Source organism: Pseudoalteromonas sp. GCY (assembly GCF_016695175.1).
Classification (GTDB): domain Bacteria; phylum Pseudomonadota; class Gammaproteobacteria; order Enterobacterales; family Alteromonadaceae; genus Pseudoalteromonas.
The window spans coordinates 3441858-3462500 of the sequence record NZ_CP068023.1; the positions used below are offsets into that span (position 1 = coordinate 3441858).

Consider the following 20643-nt stretch of genomic DNA (forward strand, 5'->3'; position numbering starts at 1 on the left):
AAATAAAAAATGCCGCTCAATGAGCGGCATCAATAACAACAAGTAATTAGCGGGTTGAGTAATTGATTAGAGTAAACCTAACTTTTTCAATTCGCGTGTCGCCATTTCGCTAGAAAGAGGAACATAACCGTCTTTCTCAACAATCTTTTGACCTTCTTTAGACAGTACCATCTTCAAGAATTCAGCTTCGATAGGTGCTAATTCTTTATTAGGGTGCTTGTTCACATATAAGTATAGGAAGCGAGACAGTGGGTATTTACCCTGTGCCACGTTTTCTAATGTTGCATCAACGTAATTCGTGCCTTTTTTCGCTAGTGGTACTGTACGTACGCCTGACGTTTTATAACCGATACCAGAGTAACCAATCGCATTCACTGAAGACGAGATAGACTGTACTACAGACGCAGAGCCTGGCTGCTCGTTAACATTATTGCGGAAGTCACCTTTACACAGTGCTTTTTTCTTGAAGTAACCATAAGTACCAGATACTGAGTTACGACCATAAAGCTGAATATCTTTCGCCGCCCAATCACCCGTTAGACCTATATCACTCCAGCGATTTGCTTGTGCAGATGCACCACACTTGCGCGTTGAAGAGAAGATTGAATCTACTTGTTCAATTGTTAAGCCTTCAATTGGGTTATCTTTGTGTACAAATACCGCTAGTGCATCAATTGCTACGCGGATTTCTGTTGGCTTATAACCGTAACGCTTTTCAAAAGCTTCGATTTCTTTTGACTTCATCTTACGGCTCATTGGGCCGAAGTTTGCTGTTGCTTCCGTTAGCGCTGGTGGTGCAGTTGAAGAACCAGCAGCTTGGATTTGGATATTTACGTTAGGGTAAATTCTTTTATATTCTTCTGCCCAAAACGTCATCATGTTGGCAAGCGTATCAGAACCTACAGAAGAGAAGTTTCCTGAGATACCGCTGGTTTTATTATACTCTGGTAACTTTTCGTCTAAAGCAGATACTTGAGTAGAAACTAATGTAGTAATAGCCACACCCATTGCGGCAACTAAGCTTTTAAATTTCATTGGGGTCACTCCAGTTGTTGGTCCCAGTTATTTTACGCAGCTCATTGTGCAGCGATAAAATGACAATAAAATTACTCTTAAATTACACTTTTATGACTTTCATCGTTTGTCATAAAAATTCGCTTTTGTTTTGGGAAAGTAAACCAAAAACGAGAGCCTTCACCTACTTTACTTTCAATATGTAGAGCAGAGTCATGGCGAGACAACACATGTTTGGTGATTGCTAAACCAAGGCCTGAGCCGCCTGTTTTTCGACTACGTGCTTTATCCACACGGTAAAAACGTTCTGTTAGGCGGTTAATGTGTTCAGGCGCGATACCATCGCCATTATCGACCACACTAAACGTCGGCAAGTCGTTTTCTAAATACCAACGTACATGAATGTGCCCACCGGGTTTGGTGTAATGAATAGCATTAAAAATTAAATTTGAGTAAGCACTGCGTAACTCATCCCCAGCCCCTTTGATATCCAAAGTCGCATCAATATCAAAAACGAGCTCATGGCCCTTTTCCTGATTAAGTGACTTCGCTTCGGTATGAATAAGATCAAGCATCGCAGGTATATTCACGGCTTTGTCATTGTCTTGCTTTCTCGCCCCTTCGATTCGAGACAAGGAAAGAAGTTGATTTACCAGACTATCCATCCGTTTACACTGATCTATCATAGTGCCGTGTGCTTTAGCCCACATCGCGGGAGGTGGCATATTGTCGCTGTCCATCATCTCTAGATAGCCAGCCATGACGGTTAGCGGCGTTCTTAGCTCATGAGATACGTTTGCGACAAAGTCTTTACGCATCTGCTCTAATTGCTTCAGTCGGCTAACATCACGCGCCACTAGCATAAGCTGCTCGGCATAAGGCATGACCCGTATTTCCAACACTTGCTCATGTGCAAGCCCGGTCTCAAGCTCTAATGCTTCATCAAAGCGATGTTCATGCATGTATTTTACAAATTTAGGATCTCGGATAAGGTTATCCAATCTTTGACCATGATCTGTAGGCCATTGCAAACCTAACACTTTCAAGGCTAATTGGTTACACCACACAATACTGAGGTCTTGTTGCAGTACAACGACCGCGTCAGGGATAGCTTCAGCCCCCTCACGAAAGCGTCGGATCAGTTCAGCGAGTTCATTACGCTTTTTGCGATTACGTTGCTGAAGCTGATAGATCCCTTCGAACACTTGTTCCCAAGCGCCCTTACCTTCAGGTGGATTAAAACTACGTTGGTTGAGCAGCCAGTCGCTCAAACGATAGAGTTGTTTGTAATGCCAAACTAATAAGACGAAAGCACCGATGAAAAGAAACAGAAAAGGTGCACTGACTAAATAGCCAATTAAGGCTAGTGGTAGGAAATACAAAAACAGGCGTCTTGTTAACGCCTGTTTATCAATCACTCGATACATAGACTAAATCCATTTAGGAACCAAAGAATTCAGTTCCTCTTGGAATACTAATTACAGTTTACTCGAAAAGCGGTAACCTGCACCACGTACGGTTTGCACTAAGCGATCGTGACCAAGCGGTGCGATAGCTTTACGTAAGCGACGAATATGAACGTCTACAGTGCGATCTTCAACGTACACGTTAGTGCCCCATACGTGATCTAACAGCTGTTCACGGCTATAAACACGTTCAGGGTGTGTCATGAAGAAATGTAATAAACGAAACTCTGTCGGCCCCATATCTAACTCAGTGCCCGCAGATGTCACTCGGTGAGAAATAGGGTCTAAACGTAATCCGTGAACTTCTATCGCTTCTTCTAGCGACGTCGGTGAAACTCGACGCATTACCGCTTTAATACGAGCCATTAGTTCTTTAGGAGAGAAAGGCTTTGTCACATAATCGTCCGCACCAACCTCTAATCCTTTAACTTTGTCTTCCTCTTCACCTCTTGCCGTTAGCATGATGATTGGGATCTGACGGGTATATTCACTTTGCTTAAACTTTTTAGCAATTTGAATACCACTGCCTCCTGGCAGCATCCAGTCTAGTAGCACCATATCTGGATAAGGTTCTACCATAGCAGCAACTGCTGAATCATAGTCTTCCGCTTCAATTGCTTGAAAACCATTTTGCTCTAGTACGAACACCAACATTTCTCTGATAGGTGCTTCATCATCAACTACAAGTACTTTACGTGACATTCCCAATGTTCTCTCGTTACCGACGTTGTTGATGTCATTATTATGACTAACTGTGACATTTTTATGAAAGTGTAACGTGTAAACGCAAAACAAGCCAAAAAAATCTCTTTTTTGGCTACAAAGGGAATACCTTATTTATTTGTAATCATCTGATTTTAAATCTATTTTATGCTAAAACGTTGGTCTCAAAATAGTGTTTTCGAAATATGGACTGCGACCTCCAAGCCATACTATAAAAGCGACGCCGCAATTAACCGCAAAATCAGCACGCCTTTTGTAAATAGCCAGACGCCTTTGTACATTAAAAGTCATACCTCAATGTGACCGCCATCGTGTTGTGATCTTCGTTGTTATCCAAAGAAAATTTAGAATACCAAAGATACATACGAGCTTGTTTACTTAGACTTTTTTCCACACCTACTGAGGCTGCATTGCCAGAGTCTTTCAGCTTACCTGCTGCACCATCCGAATCTTGATACTGGGCCAGTAAGGTATATGACTCAATCTGGTAAGCAGCACTCACCATGAAACTATCTACTTCCTCATCACTATCTATCGCTTCATTTTGTTGATACATACCGCCGAGTTTAAAGTCCCCCAGTTTTCCTTGTACCGTCACGCGATTAATGTCTTGTCCCGCGACTTTATTGTCATGGGCAACAGCAACATATACATTGGTTTTCTTGAGTTTGCTATCACCGTAACTTGCCGACAAAGATAAGCCATCTTCGCCGTTTTGTTTGCTGTTGTCTTCGGCAATATAACTCACTGTAAACTGCAAATGATTAATAGCCGGAGTCGTATATTGCACGGTGTCACCAAGGCGATTTTCACCAACAAAGAACGAATTAATATCACCAGAAAAGTCATTCATTAGGTCCACTTTGCCTTGCGACTTTTTCATCGGTGTATCATCACGGCCGATCAGGAGCTGACCATAGCTCCCTTTAACCCCAAGATACTGAGAGCGTGCTGTAAGGTTATCACCTGACTTACCATCTTTGTCTTGATCCGTGATCTCAACTTGGAATTCATATTTATAAAAAATCTCAAGTCCTTCTTGCAGCTTTGCCGATCCCTTTAATCCCATGCGAGAGTTATAGCTTTCAATTGAAGTATCGCTGTCACCATCTTTATCAGAATTCTGTACACCGACATGAGCTCTACCGTATAGAGATACAGCTTCGTTTGCATAACTACAGACACTCATAGAGCAAAGGCTTAGAGCAACAAATGGTAGGTATTTCATTTTCATCTTTGATCACCTTGGATAGTATTTGGGCGCAGTACAACAAGGTTTGAGATGCTGAAGCCAGACAGAGAGGAGGTAGCGAACAGATCTCGTATTTTTAAAGTTAGACACTTTTAGCTGGAGATCAAGAAACTGACTCCGGGATCAGTATTTTATTAACTGGTAGGGGTCATCCATTGTCAGGATCAGATTTTTACTAACAAGATCGTCCCCAAGATCATTTTCTTACTAACCTATTGCAGCTTAGCGATGGATCAAGTTGGTATAAAAATGATCTAAGAGAAGCTAACTTATTGATCTGAGATTTTGAAATATATCTACTTAGTTAAACAATGATCTTTGTTAGTAAAGATCTGATCCCTATTTACCCCGCTAGTAAAATAGCGATCCAAGTGTATTCTCCCCCTGCAAGCCCTATTTAACATTGGTTTCCAATCAAGGATCAGATACAAAAAAGCCTCTATTTCAGAGGCTTTTTGAAGTATCTGAGTGCGATGCACAATTTTACTTAGTCAAATTTTGATCCGTAAGTTATTTCACTTTAGGATCTAACTCACCAGTTAGATATCTCAAGTGCATATCATCAAGTGAAATTGGCTTGATCTTAGCTGCTTGACCAGCTGTACCGAACGCTTCGTAGCGCGCAACACAGATCTCAGTCATCGCTTTCGTCGCTTCCGCTAAGAATTTGCGTGGATCGAAATTGCTTGGGTTTTGCGCAAGGTGGCGACGAATAGCACCTGTTGATGCTAAACGTAGATCGGTATCGATATTAACTTTACGAACACCGAATTTAATACCTTCAACAATTTGCTCGACCGGTACACCGTAGGTCTCAGGGATTTCGCCACCAAACTCATTGATAATTGCTAACCAATCCTGCGGCACTGAAGACGAACCATGCATTACTAAGTGGGTATCAGGAATACGAGCGTGGATTTCTTTGATGCGGTTAATTGCTAAGATATCGCCCGTTGGTGGACGAGTAAATTTATAAGCACCGTGTGATGTTCCACACGCAATAGCAAGCGCATCTACATTGGTTTTCTTGACGAAGTCTGCAGCTTCTTCCGGATCTGTCAGTAGCTGATCTTCTGTTAATTTACCTTCAGCGCCAATACCGTCTTCTTCACCAGCTTCGCCGGTTTCAAGAGAACCAAGTACACCTAGCTCGCCCTCAACAGACACGCCACAAGCGTGCGCCATTTCAACAGTACGACGAGTAACGTCCACATTATACTCGTAGCTTGAAGGCGTTTTACCGTCTTCCATTAGAGAGCCGTCCATCATGACTGATGAGAAACCAAGTTGAATTGAGCGCTGACATACAGCAGGTGAAGTACCATGATCTTGGTGCATTACAACTGGAATATGAGGCCATTCTTCTACAGCCGCTAAAATCATGTGGCGGATAAATGGTGCACCAGCATATTTGCGTGCACCAGCAGAACCTTGCACGATAACCGGACTATTTGTCTTGTCCGCAGCTTCCATGATCGCACGCATTTGCTCTTGGTTATTCACGTTAAACGCCGGAACGCCATAACCATGCTCAGCTGCATGATCGAGAAGTTGACGCATACTGATTAAAGCCATATTGCTTTTCTCCAATTGTTGATAGCCACCGCTATCGGTTTGAACGGATAATATGTTTACACCAGCCAACGCTGATGAAGTTAACCACTTTATTTGTTGGCTAACCGGACGCTACGCGTCGTCAAGCAAACATCAAGTATGTGAGAGAGTGATGTTTACCTGATATTAAGAGGCAGCTTAACGCTACCTCAATCAATTTTAGTCTTTAGCTCGCTGCTCAAGCATGGCAACCGCAGGAAGTGTTTTACCCTCAAGGAACTCAAGGAAAGCACCACCACCTGTAGAAATATAAGAGATATCTTGCTCAACACCATACTTATCGATAGCAGCTAACGTATCGCCACCACCAGCAATTGAGAATGCTGACGACTTAGCGATGGCATTGGCAATCGCTTCAGTACCATTACCAAATTGATCAAATTCAAATACGCCTACAGGGCCATTCCAAACCACAGTGCCAGCACTTGCAATGATCTCAGCGAGTTGAGTTGCAGTATCAGGACCGATGTCGAAGATCATGTCTTCGTCTGACACTTCGCTTACATCTTTAATGGTCGCAACCGCAGATTCTGAAAACTCATTACCTACAACCACATCAGTCGGAACAGGAATATCACCGTCATTCGCTCTGGCAGCAGCCACTAGCTTGTTCGCTTCAGGGATCAAATCCGCTTCGTACAGCGACTTACCAACAGGGTTACCCGCTGCAGCAATGAAAGTATTTGCAATACCGCCACCAGTAACGAGTTGGTCGACAACCTTAGACAATGAATCAAGCACGGTTAGTTTGGTTGATACTTTAGAGCCGCCGACGATGGCCACCAAAGGACGAGCTGGATTATCTAGTGCTTTGCCAAGCGCGTCTAGTTCAGCCGCAAGCAATGGACCTGCACAAGCCACCTCAGCATACAAACCAACACCATGTGTTGAAGCCTGTGCGCGGTGCGCTGTACCAAAGGCATCCATCACGTAGACATCACAAAGCGCTGCTAATTTTTTCGCAAGTACTTCATCGTCTTTCTTCTCGCCAACGTTAAAACGCACGTTTTCGAATACGATAACTTCATTGTCTTGTACATCCACGCCGTCAAGATAGTCAGTCACTAAACGTACATCTTGAGATAACGCATCATTAAGATAATCCACAACCGGCTGCATAGAGTATTGTGCATCATACTCTCCCTCGGTTGGACGACCAAGGTGAGACATCACCATCACTTTAGCGCCTTTTTCTAGTGCTAATTTGATACTAGGTAGTGCAGCACGGATCCGCGCGTCCGACGCGACTTTGCCATCTTTAATTGGCACATTTAGGTCTTCGCGGATCAACACACGCTTGCCGTTTAAATCTAAATCCGCCATCTTAATGACTGACATTGGACATCTCCTTAAAGAACGATACATTTTGTTATCTACAAGGCAGCAATCGTTTGCCACCTCGGTTTGAATTATTGTTTTAATTTTGTGCAGACAATTTGATTATAACAGCGTCTGAAACAAATGATTAGCCACGCATCATCACGCAAGCGGTATCAAGCATACGATTAGCAAAACCCCACTCGTTATCACACCAAACTAGCAGCTTAACTAAGCGCTTGTGACTTACTCGAGTTTGCGTACCATCTATAATACAAGAATGTGGATCGTGATTAAAATCAACCGACACTAGCGGCTCTTCAGTGTAGCTCAGCACCCCTTCTAAACGACCACCAGCGGCCTGTTTTAGAACCGAGTTTACCGCATCAATTGTGACATTTTCATTGAGCGTAACGCTCAGATCCATCGCCGTAACATTGATTGTTGGCACCCGCACCGCGATCGCCTCAAAACGACCTTGGAACTTAGGTAAAATACGTTCAATACCGCGAGCAAGCTTAGTATCAACAGGAATGATGGATTGGCTTGCCGCACGCGTACGCCGTAAATCACTGTGATAAGCATCAATCACTTGTTGATCATGCATAGAGGCGTGAATAGTCGTAATAGCACCAGACTCGACACCAAACTTATCGTCTAGCACTTTAATTACCGGAACAATACAGTTTGTTGTACATGAGCCGTTAGACACAATGGTGTGCTCAGGTAACAGTATCTCTTCGTTGATACCATAGATCACCGTCGCATCAACATCAGCATCCGCGGGATGTGAAAATAATACTTTCTTTGCCCCAGCCTGAATATGCGCGAGCGCATGCTGACGAGAATGATAGACGCCAGTGCAATCGAGCACGACATCAACATCCAGCGCGCGCCAAGGCAGGTGACTTGGATCTGGCTCTGAAAATAACTGGATCTTATCCTCAGCTACTTCCAAAAAAGATTCTGTTAACGAAACTGGAAAAGCAAAACGCCCATGTGAGGTATCGTATTTTAGAAGATGCGCGATCCCTTTAGGATCCGCTAACTCATTGATGGCTACAATTTGTATTTCGTGGTGACGACCCGACTCATAGAGTGCTCTTACGATATTACGCCCTATTCGACCAAAGCCATTAATTGCAAGCTTGATTGTCATTAAATTGAAAATCCATGAAGTCGCAAGTACGAAAGTTCCCCTTCGTTTTGATGGCGCTATTGTAATCGACCTGAGTGAAATGTGTAAGGGGCTAGGGCAATTTTTTAACTCAAGTTAAATCCGCAATTTTACATTTACCACCAGCACAAATGGCCTGAGATTGCGCCAACAGTAGCTCCGCTGTCGCTAAAGCATCGCTAAGCGCATCATGCAATTGGTGAGGAGGTAAACCATAACGTATTCTACAAGCGTTTAGTGTTAATGCATCTTGCGCCAACGGATAGCCTTGCTTTAACACACGACGCTTATCTATCTGCATGGTATCTAACAGCAAAGCAGGTCTTACGTTTAGCTCAAAACGCTGAAATGCCGCCTTAAGAAACGCCCAATCCATCTGTACGTTATGACATACCAACACTTTACCGTGGAGCGCGCGCTGAAGCGCCAGCAGTAAAGTTTGTAAGGACTCACCGTCAGCCAATCGACTACTATCAATACCATGAAAAACTGGACTTTGTGCTAGCGTTCGCACCTCACAGTTCAAATGATACTGCGCATCTTTCACTTGGATCCGCATATTTTTAATCGGTAACCAACCAGCCGACACAATTTCATGGCGCTTGGGATCAAGCCCGGTGAGCTCAAGGTCTAGCACCACCAACTCGGCTTGCGCAAACGGCAGATGTTTGTAGCGCCACTTAGCAACTGAGTGAGAAAACCAGTTCATTGCTTACAAACTCCCTCGAGCAAACTTAAACGCACTCGCCTGCTGTGCTTGTTTTACTAAATAAAATGCTTCTTTGAGTTGATGCCGTTCAAGAGAAGAGAGGTTTTCTGGGTTAATACAATTTCCTGGTAATCCTTCACGGTTGATTTGAGTCTTTAACCGCAATTGTGTTAAGAACCGCCAACAGTCTTTTAGATTATCGATATCCGACTTAGCAAGTAATGGGCTTTTAGTCAGTGCCTCTAGGCGCTCTAATGTGTTAGCTCTTGCAACCCCAACCTTTAGCGCATACAACCTAACCACATCGTTGATAATGGCAACCCCACGTTTTTTCAGATCTAAATACTTATGTTTGCTCTTGTCTTTTTCCAGCTTAAATTGTTGAAAGATCCCAATAGGTACCGAATTTGCGTTGATGTCTGTCGCCATTGCCGCATAAAACAGCTCGTTTCGACTGATCTGCTCCAAAGATTGGCGAAGAGTTGCATACAGATCGCTGGCGCCATCAATAAAACGCATATCAAAGTAGATCTTGCAATTGAGCATTGCCTTTGGCGTAGGAGACAAGATCCACTTGCTAAACCTTTCAGTCCATTGGGCAACCGTACCACGACAGTCTGAATTACTGGCCATGATATTCCCCGGGCAAGATTGAATACCGCACTCGTTGAGTTGCTCACAGACAAACGCACCTAAAGCAGCAAAATAGCAGCGCTCATTGTCGCTGATATTGTCTGGTAGCAATAAGCCATTGTCTTGATCTGAATGTAAGGTTTGCTCTTCCCGTGCCTGAGAGCCAAAACAGATCCACGCAAAGCGACATGGCGCGGCGCCATGCTGCTGTTGGTATAGATAGATTAATCTTGATGTGAGTGCATCAGTGAGGCCACTTAGTAGCTTGCCGATCAGTGAAATATCTTCGATATGATAGGAAAATTGACGCAATAGATCCGGGATCTCCTGAGCGCAGTTTTTGATAGCCAGAAGATTTTGTGCTTTATAGATCCTGCCAATAAGTTGCACCGGATCGCTTTTTTGCTGTCTGAGCAGATCGGTACTGGTCAACATGCCTAGTGGTTTGTATGCTTCATTTAACACTGGCAGATGATGAATATTATGCTTAAGCATTAAATGCAGGGCCGAAAACACACGGTTGTTTTCAAAGATATGTTTTGGCTTTTCCGTCATGATCTCAGCAAGTGGGGCATTGGGATCTTTGTCTTGGGCCAGAACTCGATTGCGCAGATCTCTATCCGTCACAACGCCAACCAAGCGCGCTTGCTCCGTGACCATAATTGATGAAACTCGATGCTGGCTCATCAATTTAGCGGCCTCACGAATACTCGCAGTCGGCGCGATAGTAACCGCATCTTTAGTCATTAGCTCAGATATTTTCCGTTCTGACCAAGTTTCGCTTTGCTGTTTATAACGAGAAGAAAGTAATCGGTTAGCGTGTGCTCTAACAAAATATTGCTCAAAAGGTTTGTATTCTCGGCGCAAAAAATCAAAGTTCTGCTCGTTGAGAATATAAACCAAACCATCTTTTTGAACTTCGATGCGATTTTGAATGGCATCACCCGTTAGTAAAGAAGGATAACCAAAGTAGTCTCCCTCACTCATGCGACCAATGACTTCGTCTTTAGCCGAGATAAGATCAATCACACCAGAGCGCAGCAGATATAGATTTGGCTTGCCATCTTGAAGCCAATCTTGTTGATTTGTCTGGCTAAGATAAACAATTTCGATGTGTTTTGAAAAGTAGCTGGCAGCCGCTTCGGGCAATTCAGAAAACGGGGCTTGTTTATAAACAAACTGAAAGACATCTTGAATTTCTGGCGTCATACCTAACTGTCCTTTTAATCGTCTACAATTTTGCACTATCAAAAACAAATTTGCCCAGCACGCTGGCTGGGCAAATTCGAGTAGCATTGCTTAGTGTGCGTGAGCTGCGCTAGAGCCTTTAGGGTTGCGGATCCCATCGACCATCACTTTCACTTCTTCAGGTGTATCTGCGGTCACTTTCATAACCAGTGCAGCTACAACGAAGTTCACTAGCATACCCACAATACCGATCCCTTCAGGAGAAATACCAAACAACCAGTTTGCAGGCGCATTTAGCTCAGGGCTGACAAACTTAAAGTAAATAATATAAGCCGCAGTGAAACCTATGCCCGTTATCATGCCGGCAATCGCACCTTCTTTATTCATTCGCTTAGAGAATATCCCCATGATAATTGCAGGGAAGAAGCTCGCCGCAGCCAAACCAAAGGCAAATGCAACCACCGAGGCGACAAACCCTGGAGGGTTTATACCAAAGTATGCCGAGATTGCGATAGCAACCATCGCCGCTAAGCGCGCAGCCAGCAATTCTTGTTTATCGTTGATATCTGGCTTAATGGTACGCTTCAACAAATCATGTGATACCGATGTTGAAATAACCAGTAGCAAACCAGCGGTTGTCGATAGCGCTGCTGCAATACCACCCGCAGCGACCAATGCAATCACCCACGCAGGCAGATTCGCAATTTCTGGATTCGCCAATACCATGATATCGCGGTCAATATTCACTTCGTTTGCACTTGCAGGATCATCAATCTTGCCCGCAGAGTACTGCATTTTGCCGTCACCGTTTTTATCGTTGAATACGATAAGGCCCGTTCTTTCCCAGTTCTTCACCCACTGTGGCGCTTCTTCATAAACCGTACCACTACCATCTTTACCATTGATAGTGTCGATCATGTTTACACGAGCGAACGATGCAACAGCGGGTGCAGTTGTATATACGATAGCGATAAACACTAAGGTCCAAGCTGCTGAAATGCGGGTATCTTTTACTCTAGGAACGGTAAAGAAGCGAACGATTACATGTGGCAGACCAGCAGTACCAACCATAAGTGCAGCGGTAATCGCAAAGACATCAACCATGCTCTTTGAACCTTCGGTGTACTGCGCAAAACCGAGCTCGGTACTGAGTCCATCTAGCTTGTCGAGTAAATAGGTGCCCGAGCCATCAGCCAGCGTTGCACCAAAACCGGTTTGTGGTAGCAAGTGGCCCGTCATCATCAGTGAGATGAAAATAGCAGGAACCAAATAAGCGAATACGAGTACACAATACTGAGCGACCTGTGTATAAGTGATCCCTTTCATGCCACCAAGTACCGCGTAGAAGAATACAATCACCATACCGATGTAAACACCCGTTTCAATATCCACTTCTAGGAAACGAGAGAACACCACACCAACACCACGCATTTGACCAGCAATATAGGTAAAGCAGATGAAAATAGCACAAAGAATTGCAACCACACGTGCAACCTGAGAATAGTAACGGTCACCGATAAAATCCGGTACCGTGAACTTACCAAATTTACGCAAATAAGGTGCTAAACACAGTGCAAGTAATACATAACCGCCAGTCCACCCCATGAGGTAAACACCGCCGTCGTAGCCCGCGAAGGAAATAATCCCCGCCATTGAAATAAAGGACGCTGCACTCATCCAATCTGCTGCAGTTGCCATACCGTTTGCAACAGGAGGTACACCGCCGCCAGCAACATAGAATTCATTCGTGGACCCAGCTCTCGCCCAGATAGCGATACCGATATAGAGCGCAAAACTAAGGCCGACGATAATAAAAGTTAAAATTTGAACATCCATCGATTAGCTCCTCACTCGTCCACGCCGTATTTTTTGTCTAACGCATTCATTTTTGAAACGTAGACAAAAATTAACGCAACAAAAGTATAAATTGCGCCTTGCTGAGAAAACCAAAATCCGAGTTTAAATCCAAAAAAACGAACTTCGTTGAGCACATCAACTAACAGGATGCCGAATCCAAATGAGACGACAAACCAAATAGTGAGTAGCTTAAACATCAAGGCGAGATTTTCTGACCAATATGCTTTCGCTTGTTCTTCACTTTTAAAAGCCATTTTAAATCTCCTATCACCCGCTCCAACATGGAGCAAGTTGTGTTAATAGACCTTAATGAGAGTAGCAACGGCTTGGTAAGTTGAAATTGAGACCTTAGTCGTAACGGCAAATTAACGTTTACGTAAACTGCAGATGCGTGGTATTTATTAGAATTAAAAAGTCTTTATAAACAAACAGATAAGTCAAAACAGGTTGGATGAATATGTATTTTCAATGAGTGGATACGACAGTAAGACATTAGTCTAACTTGAATGGTGAATGAACCTCTTTACTCACCAAATAAAACTCTAATACTTTGATTTTAAATAAGATATAAATCTCAAATAAAATTATAGAGTAAACTAGACTATGGGTGGCATTTGTTTGCTAAAGTATGACGATATTAATACCAAAAACTATAACAAACATTATGACTGCCATTTTACTCCTTGTTGCCGCTGCTTATATTGGTGTACTTTTTTGGCTCGCCAACTGGGGAGATAAAACCACCCCCCGCGCACTCAAAATTAGTCATCATCCGTTTGTTTATGCCTTCTCTCTAGGGATCTATTGTACCTCTTGGACTTACTACGGCTCGGTAGGTACTGCGGCCACCAGTAGCTGGCATTACTTCCCTATTCTTTTAGGGCCCATTTTACTGTTTTTGTTCGGTCAGGGTTTTTTACGCAAACTAATATTGGTCAGTAAAAAGCAGAATATCACCACAATTGCCGACTTCATTTCGGCGCGATACGGTAAACGCCAAACTACGGCCGTCATGGTAACGATGATAGCCCTATTGGCAACCATTCCGTATATTGCACTCCAGCTCAAAGCCTTGAGTAGTAGCTTCTTGTTATTACAGCAGGATGAGCAAGTGTCTGGCACTGCGCTCGCATTAGCTGGCACCTTGATCATGGCATTATTTGCGATTTTCTTTGGCACCAGAAAGGTGGATGTGACTGAGTATCGCTCAGGGTTGATGTTGGCCGTTGCTTTTGAATCTATCGTTAAACTACTCGCACTCGGTATTGTTGCCGTGCTTGCATGGCAATCCTTGACTAAGGTTCCCGACTCATTTGAAGCATTGAGCGAACATTGGCAATCTTTTGACTTCTTTAACTTCAATTTCGTTGGACAAACGCTCATGGCAGCGGCTGCCATCGTCTGTTTGCCACGACAATTTCATGTTGTAGTGGTAGATAACCACAACACTTCACACTTAAAGACCGCACGCTGGGCATTTACACTTTACCTGTTATTGATAGCCGCCATGATCATCCCAATCGCTACCGCCGCTATCCACCCCGATATTGGCTATGGTGCCGCACCGGATAGTTTCGTACTCGCTTTACCTATCATGATGGAGCATCCGATCCTCGCTACATTTGTATTTATCGGCGGTTTATCAGCGGCAACGGCCATGATAGTCGTTGCGACTCTCACACTTAGCACCATGTTATCAAACGATGTGGTATTGCCTTTGTTGTTCAAGCGTAAATTTAAGAAGAACATTCTAAACAGCAGTTTTAAGAGTCAAATACTCTTAGTTCGACGCTTTGTTATCGCCGCAATCTTATTGCTTTCATATATGTACCAGCAATGGTTTGGTCATGGTGAAGCCCTTGCGAATATGGGATTAGTTGCCTTCTCATTAGTTACTCAGCTATTGCCAGCTATTGTCGGTGGGCTTTATTGGCGCAAAGGCCATGCGTATGGCGTATATGCGGGGCTCATCGCTGGTTTTATCTGCTGGATGCTATTTCTTATGTTTCCAATTCTGGAAGCTGGTGGATTACTTGATTATGAAATGCGCCAGACCCTTATCACCCGAGGAACTTTACTTGCACTGCTCGCCAACATTAGCTGCTATATTAGCTTTTCTATCGGTGCACAGGAGCGCCTAATCGACCGTATTCAGGCCGCGGCATTCGTAAACCCTAAAGATCAGGCTGCACTCTCCAAACGCTTGAATAAACAAGTTCGCGCTACCGTGTATGACTTTAAAGTGCTGCTACAAACCTTCTTGGGGGTTCAGCGCAGTCAGCAACTGCTCGGGCACTATGCTCAAAATAATATTTTAGAAGATAATGATGCGTACCCAGCTCCTGAATTTATCTCATTCTGCGAGCGCGCACTCACGGGCGTGCTCGGTGCTTCATCTGCCCAAGCTCTGATCCGTACCGTGTCATCGGGTCGCCAAATGGCATTTGAAGAGGTGGTTAACTTTTTTGATGAAACCACACAAGCACTACAGTTCAACCAAAACCTACTTTATACCTCATTAGAAAATCTAAGCCATGGGATTTCGGTTGTTGATAAAGATCTAAAACTCGTTGCATGGAACAGGCGTTATCACGAGATGTTCGCCTACCCAGACGGTTTCTTAGAAGTAGGACAACCGATAGAGGAAGTGATCCGCTTTAACGCCGAGCGCGGTGAATGCGGACCTGGTGAAATTGATAAACACGTTGATAAACGAGTTCAACATCTGAAAAATGGCACTCCTCACCACTTTATTCGCCACCGTCGTAATGGCCAAGTATTTGAGATGACGGGAAACCCGCTGCCAGAAGGCGGGTTTGTGACGAGTTTTTCAGATATTACTACGCATATTGCCACGCAAAACGCACTGGAAGAAATCAATATGGATCTAGAGAACCGTATTGAAGCCAGAACCCAAGAGATCCGCACCATTAATATGGATCTTAAAGCTGAAATAGCCAATCGTCACGAAACAGAGCAGGCACTAATGGCCGCTAAAAAAGAAGCAGAACAAGCAAATGAGAGTAAAACCCGCTTCTTAGCGCTTGCCAGTCATGATATTTTGCAGCCACTTAATGCCGCACGCCTGTACTTAGCAGCGATTGATACCCACAATTTAATAAGTAAAGATCAGGGTAACTTTGAAAAACTCACCGATAGCCTAGACTCTACTGTACACCTAATGAGTGCGCTTTTGGATATTGCAAAACTTGAGCAAGGTGCGATGAAGCCAACCCCTAGGCACTTCAACATCGACGATATCTTACTACCGCTGGCAAATGAGTATTCCATTATTTCAAAAGAGAAAGGTCTCAAACTTAAGGTGAGAAGCTCCCATAGCATAGTACACAGCGACACCACCTACCTACGCCGGATCATTCAAAATCTAGTCTCCAACGCCGTTAAGTATACCGATAGTGGCAAAGTGCTTATCGCCTGTCGATGTCGTAAACATAGTTTGAGACTTGAAGTGTGGGATACCGGTCCTGGTATTTCAAACCATGAGCAGAATAAGATCTTTAACGATTTTTATCGTATTCAGGCAGGTGATAATAAAGGGATTGGGCTTGGACTTGGTGTTGTAAAACGTCTATGCGATTTATTGTCTATCACAATTTCAGTGAATTCGGTTGTCAATCAAGGCAGCCGCTTTGCCATAGACATACCCTATGGCAATGTGGATTTACTCCAAGTAAAAGAAGATATTAGTCAAAAGCCACAAAGCAAAACTCAACTTAATGTCATCGCGGTTGATGATGACCCGAAAAATCTAGCAGCGATGGCGAGCCTGCTAGATAAATGGCATTGCCACTATCAGCTGTTTTACAAAGTAGAAGACGCGCTTGCTTACGCAAAACATAATCCAGCACCAGATGTTATTTTGATGGATTACCAACTTAACGATAACTGTGATGGGATCTCTTTGATCAAATCGCTACGCACCAAGTGGCAAGATACGGTTCCAGCTATTTTAATTACTGCCGTGAGGGATGAAGAAGTAAAAGTCGCCGCTAAGAGCGAGCAGATCCATTACCTGTCTAAGCCAGTAAAGCCAGCAAAACTCAAAGCTCTGCTCAACCATGGGCGGTGAGCGCACAGACAGTTACTGAATACGATAACAATCGCAAAGTTTTTTGTTGTTAAGCATTTATCTCACTGCCAATTCGCAGTATTCTGAAAGTTCGCCTAGACGAATTGGAATGAGGAAATGAGTTACATACTAACGACAGAGTGCAAAGATGACATAGGACTGATCGCGAAGATCACTAGTCTTTGCCATGAGCACGACCTAAACATCACGCGCAATAACGAATTTGTAGATAAAGAAGGACAGCGCTTCTTTATGCGTACAGAGCTCACAGGCACACCCAGTGATAACTTTCTGGCACAACTTCGTCAGTCATTACCAACTGGCGCCAAATTAAACCTATACGGGCAAGAACGAACAAAAGTGGTGCTACTTGCGACGAAGGAAGCGCACTGCTTAGGCGGCGTGTTGCTTAAACAATACGAACAAGCATTCAATATTGAAGTACAAGCAGTTATCGCAAACTATGATACGTTGGAACCCCTTGTTAAAGGCTTTGGTATTCCTTTTCATCTGGTATCACATGAAGGGTTGAGTAGAGCTGAACACGACAGTGCAATGGCCGATTTAATCGCACAATATGATCCTGATATTGTTGGCTTGGCAAAGTATATGCGGATCTTAACACCGGAATTTGTATCACGCTTTGACGGGAAAATTATCAATATTCACCACTCATTCTTGCCTGCCTTTATCGGTGCAAAACCCTACCATCAGGCATTTGAGCGTGGCGTGAAAATTATTGGCGCTACCGCTCACTTTGTTAATGATGAATTAGATGAAGGACCTATTATTGCCCAAAATGTCACGCAAGTTAGCCATGCTCAAAATGCTGAAGAGATGGCAAAAATCGGTAGAGACATTGAAAAAACAGTATTTTGTAACGCGTTACAATTAGCCTGCGAGCATAAGCTTTTCATTAACGGCAATAAAACCGTCGTCTTTTCATAATCAAGTCCAAAAGCGCAGTTTAGCAACATAGGAAATAAACGTATGGATGCGTGCACTCCCACAATGCTGTGTATTCGGTGGTAGGAGCGATTTCACCTCGCGAGGTTTTCTGTTTCTCAAACAGCAAAAACCCGCCACATTGCTGAAACGGGTTTTGATGTGCATGGTTCTTTGCCGGAACTTCATTGCAACCTATCGGCGGGTAAACCGCCTCCTACCATGTTGCACTGTGCTGATGCTATGGTGGGAGTGGGAGCGAGTTTACCTCGCGAGGTTTTTAAATCACAAACAGCAAAAAACCCGTCGCATTGCTGCAACGGGTTTCTCTTATTTGGCCCTGGCGATGTTCTACTTTCACATGGGTAATCCACACTATCATCGACGCTGTTTTGTTTCACTTCTGAGTTCGGCATGGGGTCAGGTGGGTCCAAAACGCTATAGTCACCAGGAAATTCTGTTCATCAATGAAGTCTCCTTCATCAATGTAAATCCGGAAAAGCTTATTAAATTCTTTTGTCTACTTTAGTCTATTAACTTCTGTCGCTTAAACCACTTTGGCGTTGTATGGTTAAGCCTCACGGGTAATTAGTACGAGTTAGCTTAATGCCTCACAGCACTTCCACATCTCGCCTATCAACGTTGTAGTCTTCAACGGCCCTTCAGTTGACTCTAAGTCAAAGTGAGAACTCATCTCGAGGCCTGCTTCCCGCTTAGATGCTTTCAGCGGTTATCAGTTCCGAACGTAGCTACCGGGCAATGCAATTGGCATCACAACCCGAACACCAGCGGTTCGTCCACTCCGGTCCTCTCGTACTAGGAGCAGCCCCTCTCAATTCTCAAACGCCCACGGCAGATAGGGACCGAACTGTCTCACGACGTTCTAAACCCAGCTCGCGTACCACTTTAAATGGCGAACAGCCATACCCTTGGGACCGACTTCAGCCCCAGGATGTGATGAGCCGACATCGAGGTGCCAAACACCGCCGTCGATATGAACTCTTGGGCGGTATCAGCCTGTTATCCCCGGAGTACCTTTTATCCGTTGAGCGATGGCCCTTCCATTCAGAACCACCGGATCACTATGACCTACTTTCGTACCTGCTCGACGTGTCTGTCTCGCAGTTAAGCTTGCTTCTACCATTACACTAACCGTACGATGTCCGACCGTACTTAGCAAACCTTCGTGCTCCTCCGTTACTCTTTGGGAGGAGACCGCCCCAGTCAAACTACCCACCAGGCACTGTCCTCAACCCCGATTCAGGGGCCTAAGTTAGAACATCAACACTACAAGGGTGGTATTTCAAGGTCGGCTCCACAGAAACTAGCGTCTCTGCTTCAAAGCCTCCCACCTATCCTACACATGTAGGGTCAATGTTCAGTGCCAAGCTGTAGTAAAGGTTCACGGGGTCTTTCCGTCTAGCCGCGGGTACACAGCATCTTCACTGCGATTTCAATTTCACTGAGTCTCGGGTGGAGACAGCGTGGCCATGGTTACACCATTCGTGCAGGTCGGAACTTACCCGACAAGGAATTTCGCTACCTTAGGACCGTTATAGTTACGGCCGCCGTTTACCGGGGCTTCGATCAAGAGCTTCGCCTAAGCTAACCCCATCAATTAACCTTCCGGCACCGGGCAGGTGTCACACCGTATACGTCATCTTACGATTTTGCACAGTGCTGTGTTTTTAATAAACAGTCCCAGCCACCTGGTCACTGCGGCTCTCGTTTGCTTACAGAGCAAGTCCTTCACAAACAAGAGCGTACCTTCTCCCGAAGTTACGGTACAATTTTGCCTAGTTCCTTCACCCGAGTTCTCTCAAGCGCCTTAGTATTCTCTACCTGACCACCTGTGTCGGTTTAGGGTACGATTCAGTATGAACTGAAGCTTAGAGGCTTTTCCTGGAAGTAGGGCATCAACAACTTCACCACCTTAGTGGCTCGTCTCGACTCTCAGCCTTGGCAACCCGGATTTTCCTAAGTCACCAGCCTACAGCCTTTCACATGGACAACCAACGCCATGCTTGCCTAGCCTGCTCCGTCCCCCCATCGCATTCATACCGAGTACGGGAATATTAACCCGTTTCCCATCGACTACGCTCTTCAGCCTCGCCTTAGGGGTCGACTCACCCTACCCTGATTAACATGGGATAGGAACCCTTGGTCTTCCGGCGGAGGAGTTTTTCACTCCTCTTGTCGTTACTCATGTCAGCATTCGCACTTCTGATATGTCCAGCATGCCTCCCGGCACACCTTCAGCCACTTACAGAACGCTCCCCTACCCCGCGAACTAAGTTCGCAGCCGTAGCTTCGGTGGTATGTTTAGCCCCGTTACATCTTCCGCGCAGGCCGACTCGACTAGTGAGCTATTACGCTTTCTTTAAAGGGTGGCTGCTTCTAAGCCAACCTCCTAGCTGTTTTAGCCTTCCCACATCGTTTCCCACTTAACATACACTTTGGGACCTTAGCTGACGGTCTGGGTTGTTTCCCTCTCCACGACGGACGTTAGCACCCGCCGTGTGTCTCCCGGATATTACTTTACGGTATTCGGAGTTTGCAAAGGGTTGGTAAGTCGGGATGACCCCCTAGCCTTAACAGTGCTCTACCCCCGTAAGTATTCGTCCGAGGCTCTACCTAAATAGATTTCGGGGAGAACCA

General features: G+C 44.6%; 13 protein-coding genes and 2 rRNA genes (1 of these 15 cut by a window edge). 2 read left to right on the forward strand and 13 right to left on the reverse strand.

Translation table 11 applies throughout. The features are described 5' to 3' along the window. Window positions 1-66 precede the first annotated feature (66 nt). The 11 genes from JJQ94_RS20830 to JJQ94_RS20880 form a co-directional block, all read right to left on the reverse strand. Window positions 67-1035: a PstS family phosphate ABC transporter substrate-binding protein gene (locus JJQ94_RS20830; RefSeq protein ID WP_099031644.1), complete on the reverse strand. Its 969-nt coding sequence runs from the start codon at window positions 1033-1035 to the stop codon at window positions 67-69. Between the two features lie 77 nt (window positions 1036-1112). Continuing rightward, window positions 1113-2441 (reverse strand): phosphate regulon sensor histidine kinase PhoR, encoded by a 1329-nt coding sequence (phoR, locus tag JJQ94_RS20835; protein ID WP_099031643.1) that lies wholly within the window; start codon window positions 2439-2441, stop codon window positions 1113-1115. A gap of 51 nt (window positions 2442-2492) precedes the next feature. Beyond that, entirely contained in the window at window positions 2493-3182 is a 690-nt protein-coding gene (phoB, locus tag JJQ94_RS20840) for a phosphate regulon transcriptional regulator PhoB (RefSeq protein ID WP_010378755.1), read from the reverse strand. 301 nt (window positions 3183-3483) lie between these two features. Next, complete coding sequence (locus tag JJQ94_RS20845) at window positions 3484-4437, reverse strand: porin (protein ID WP_099031642.1); 954 nt, start codon at window positions 4435-4437, stop codon at window positions 3484-3486. Between the two features lie 528 nt (window positions 4438-4965). Then, complete coding sequence (gene fba / locus JJQ94_RS20850) at window positions 4966-6030, reverse strand: class II fructose-bisphosphate aldolase (protein ID WP_010607559.1); 1065 nt, start codon at window positions 6028-6030, stop codon at window positions 4966-4968. A 198-nt stretch (window positions 6031-6228) separates the two neighbouring features. Next, a complete protein-coding gene (locus JJQ94_RS20855; RefSeq protein WP_099031641.1) occupies window positions 6229-7407 on the reverse strand; it encodes a phosphoglycerate kinase in 1179 nt (392 codons plus the stop codon). A 127-nt stretch (window positions 7408-7534) separates the two neighbouring features. Next, window positions 7535-8545 (reverse strand): erythrose-4-phosphate dehydrogenase, encoded by a 1011-nt coding sequence (epd, locus tag JJQ94_RS20860; protein ID WP_099031640.1) that lies wholly within the window; start codon window positions 8543-8545, stop codon window positions 7535-7537. A 109-nt stretch (window positions 8546-8654) separates the two neighbouring features. Further along, window positions 8655-9272, reverse strand: coding sequence for a 3'-5' exonuclease (locus tag JJQ94_RS20865; protein ID WP_099031639.1), 618 nt, complete (start codon window positions 9270-9272; stop codon window positions 8655-8657). Between the two features lie 3 nt (window positions 9273-9275). Further along, the gene (locus tag JJQ94_RS20870; protein ID WP_099031670.1) at window positions 9276-11114 is read right to left on the reverse strand and encodes a DUF294 nucleotidyltransferase-like domain-containing protein; all 1839 of its coding nucleotides are present in this window, start codon (window positions 11112-11114) and stop codon (window positions 9276-9278) included. 90 nt (window positions 11115-11204) lie between these two features. After that, window positions 11205-12929, reverse strand: coding sequence for a sodium:solute symporter family protein (locus JJQ94_RS20875; RefSeq protein WP_099031638.1), 1725 nt, complete (start codon window positions 12927-12929; stop codon window positions 11205-11207). Window positions 12930-12940: 11 nt separating this feature from the next. Continuing rightward, complete coding sequence (locus JJQ94_RS20880; RefSeq protein ID WP_010378736.1) at window positions 12941-13204, reverse strand: DUF4212 domain-containing protein; 264 nt, start codon at window positions 13202-13204, stop codon at window positions 12941-12943. A gap of 410 nt (window positions 13205-13614) precedes the next feature. Here JJQ94_RS20880 and JJQ94_RS20885 point away from each other — a divergent pair, with 410 nt between their 5' ends. Both JJQ94_RS20885 and purU read left to right on the forward strand, forming a co-directional pair. Next, window positions 13615-17040, forward strand: coding sequence for a PAS domain-containing hybrid sensor histidine kinase/response regulator (locus JJQ94_RS20885; protein WP_099031637.1), 3426 nt, complete (start codon window positions 13615-13617; stop codon window positions 17038-17040). A 117-nt stretch (window positions 17041-17157) separates the two neighbouring features. Beyond that, window positions 17158-17988, forward strand: a complete 831-nt coding sequence (purU, locus tag JJQ94_RS20890) for a formyltetrahydrofolate deformylase (protein ID WP_045989754.1) — start codon at window positions 17158-17160, stop codon at window positions 17986-17988. A 335-nt stretch (window positions 17989-18323) separates the two neighbouring features. Here purU and rrf read toward each other — a convergent pair. Both rrf and JJQ94_RS20900 read right to left on the reverse strand, forming a co-directional pair. After that, window positions 18324-18437, reverse strand: a 5S ribosomal RNA gene (gene rrf / locus JJQ94_RS20895). 115 nt (window positions 18438-18552) lie between these two features. Continuing rightward, window positions 18553-20643: ribosomal RNA gene (locus JJQ94_RS20900) — 23S ribosomal RNA — on the reverse strand; it runs 793 nt beyond the window's last position.

What these genes read in the sequence shown, in the direction of transcription:
- JJQ94_RS20845 (WP_099031642.1), bottom strand. Translation starts at nt 4,437, where the DNA reads ATGAAAATGAAATACCTACCATTTGTTGCTCTAAGCCTTTGCTCTATG.
- phoB (WP_010378755.1), bottom strand. Translation starts at nt 3,182, where the DNA reads ATGTCACGTAAAGTACTTGTAGTTGATGATGAAGCACCTATCAGAGAA.
- JJQ94_RS20880 (WP_010378736.1), bottom strand. Translation starts at nt 13,204, where the DNA reads ATGGCTTTTAAAAGTGAAGAACAAGCGAAAGCATATTGGTCAGAAAAT.
- JJQ94_RS20830 (WP_099031644.1), bottom strand. Translation starts at nt 1,035, where the DNA reads ATGAAATTTAAAAGCTTAGTTGCCGCAATGGGTGTGGCTATTACTACA.
- JJQ94_RS20885 (WP_099031637.1), top strand. Translation starts at nt 13,615, where the DNA reads ATGACTGCCATTTTACTCCTTGTTGCCGCTGCTTATATTGGTGTACTT.
- JJQ94_RS20875 (WP_099031638.1), bottom strand. Translation starts at nt 12,929, where the DNA reads ATGGATGTTCAAATTTTAACTTTTATTATCGTCGGCCTTAGTTTTGCG.
- purU (WP_045989754.1), top strand. Translation starts at nt 17,158, where the DNA reads ATGAGTTACATACTAACGACAGAGTGCAAAGATGACATAGGACTGATC.
- fba (WP_010607559.1), bottom strand. Translation starts at nt 6,030, where the DNA reads ATGGCTTTAATCAGTATGCGTCAACTTCTCGATCATGCAGCTGAGCAT.
- JJQ94_RS20855 (WP_099031641.1), bottom strand. Translation starts at nt 7,407, where the DNA reads ATGTCAGTCATTAAGATGGCGGATTTAGATTTAAACGGCAAGCGTGTG.
- epd (WP_099031640.1), bottom strand. Translation starts at nt 8,545, where the DNA reads ATGACAATCAAGCTTGCAATTAATGGCTTTGGTCGAATAGGGCGTAAT.
- phoR (WP_099031643.1), bottom strand. Translation starts at nt 2,441, where the DNA reads ATGTATCGAGTGATTGATAAACAGGCGTTAACAAGACGCCTGTTTTTG.
- JJQ94_RS20870 (WP_099031670.1), bottom strand. Translation starts at nt 11,114, where the DNA reads ATGACGCCAGAAATTCAAGATGTCTTTCAGTTTGTTTATAAACAAGCC.
- JJQ94_RS20865 (WP_099031639.1), bottom strand. Translation starts at nt 9,272, where the DNA reads ATGAACTGGTTTTCTCACTCAGTTGCTAAGTGGCGCTACAAACATCTG.